Origin of the sequence: Mesorhizobium sp. M7A.F.Ca.CA.002.09.1.1, from assembly GCF_003998555.1 — a bacterium.
Taxonomy (GTDB): Bacteria; Pseudomonadota; Alphaproteobacteria; order Rhizobiales; family Rhizobiaceae; genus Mesorhizobium; species Mesorhizobium ciceri.
The window spans coordinates 1-1,615 of sequence record NZ_RZRR01001090.1 but is presented as its reverse complement, the minus strand read 5'-3'; the positions used below and the strand labels follow the sequence as shown (position 1 = coordinate 1,615).

The 1,615-nt window shown below is 63.3% G+C and carries 2 protein-coding genes; one reads left to right on the top strand and one right to left on the bottom strand.

Annotated elements, in window-relative coordinates; translation table 11 throughout:
• Nucleotides 1-107 precede the first annotated feature (107 nt).
• Complete coding sequence (locus tag EN994_RS30550; RefSeq protein WP_063168500.1) at nucleotides 108-1,391, bottom strand: cystathionine gamma-synthase family protein; 1,284 nt, start codon at nucleotides 1,389-1,391, stop codon at nucleotides 108-110.
• 125 nt (nucleotides 1,392-1,516) lie between these two features.
• Here EN994_RS30550 and EN994_RS30545 point away from each other — a divergent pair.
• A partial coding sequence (locus tag EN994_RS30545) for a winged helix-turn-helix transcriptional regulator (protein WP_127308107.1) occupies nucleotides 1,517-1,615 on the top strand: 99 nt, incomplete at its 3' end.

The window sequence follows — 1,615 nt, the reverse complement described above, 5'->3', positions numbered from 1 at the left end:
CGCATGCGCCAACGGAACGGCCTGGCGGCACAATGTATCCAACCACACGTTTTTGTGATGACGTATAGAGATCCTAGGGCCGTCCTGTCCGGCTTCAGCGATAGCGGTCAGACCGCCGCCAGCGCCTGCGTCAGGTCGGCGATCAGATCGTCCGGATGCTCGACGCCGATCGACAGCCTGACCGTGGTCTCCAGCACGCCGATGCGCTGGCGCACCTCGAAGGGAATGCCCGAATGGGTCATGGCCGCGGGGTGACTGGCCAGCGATTCCGTTCCGCCGAGGCTCACCGCCAGCTTGAAGATCTGCAATCCGTTGAGGAAGGCGAAAGCCGCCTTCTCCCCGCCCTTGATGTCGAAGGAGAAGGTTGATCCGGCGCCGCTGCATTGCGCCCTGTAGGCGCGGCCGGCCGGCGTATTCTCGCCCAGAAACGGCAGGTAGTGCACCTTGTCGACCTTGGCGTGGTCGCGCAGGAATTCGGCGATCAGGCGAGCATTGTCGTTGGCCCGCTCCATGCGGATCGACAGCGTCTCCAGCGAGCGGCCGAGCATCCAGCAGGAATGCGGGTCGAGCTGCGTGCCGATCGCGCCGCGCAGCGCCTTGATCGGCTTGGTGATAGCCTTGCTGCCCATGGCGGCACCCGCGATCAGGTCGGAATGGCCGCCGACATATTTGGTCAGCGAATAAACCGACACGTCGGCACCATGTTCGATCGGCCGCTGGAACACCGGACCCAGCAATGTGTTGTCGCACACGATGATCGGCGTTGACCCTTGGCTCGCGCCGATCTCGTCGGCGATCTTGCGCATCAGCGCGAGGTCGACCAGGCTGTTGGTCGGGTTTGACGGCGTCTCGATCAGGATGACCGACACGCGGCCTTTCGCGACGGCCGCGTCGGCGGCCGTGCGCACCGCCGGCTCGTCCACGCCATCCGCGAAACCGACAGCACCGATGCCGAAACCGGAGAGCGTGCGCGTCAAAAGCGTCTCCGTGCCGCCGTAGAGTGGCTGCGAATGCAGGATGACGTCGCCCGGACGGGCATAGGCGAGCAGCGTCGTGGCGATCGCCGACATGCCCGATGAAAACAGGATGCAGGCATCCGTCCCCTCATAGATCGCCAGCCGGTCCTCGACGATCTCGCTGTTGGGATGATTGAAGCGCGAATAGACCAGGCCGGAGGCGGTGCCGCTCGGCGGCTCCTTCCTGCCGGAGGTGTAGTCGAAGAAGTCGCGTCCCTCCTCCGCCGACTTGAACACGAAGGTCGAGGTCAGGAACACCGGCGGCTTGACGGCGCCCTCCGAAAGCTGCGGATCGAAGCCATAGCTCAGCATCAGCGTCTCCGGGTGGAGCTTGTGGTTGCCGATATGGGTTTTCGACGGGCGTGGCGCGGTCATGGCTTTTCCTGCCTGTTCGACTGAAATAGTGAACGGCAATTTATGCGATCTCGTTCCGCCAGTCCTTGCTATTTTTGGGCTCACATGGCTGCATCCCCGCAACAAATTGCCTGGAGAGACCGAAAGTGCAGCAGAAGATAGCCGACGATTTCGACCTGAAAATCCTGCGTGAGCTGCGGGCCGACGCCCGCATCACCAACAACGAGCTTGCCGAGCGCATCGGC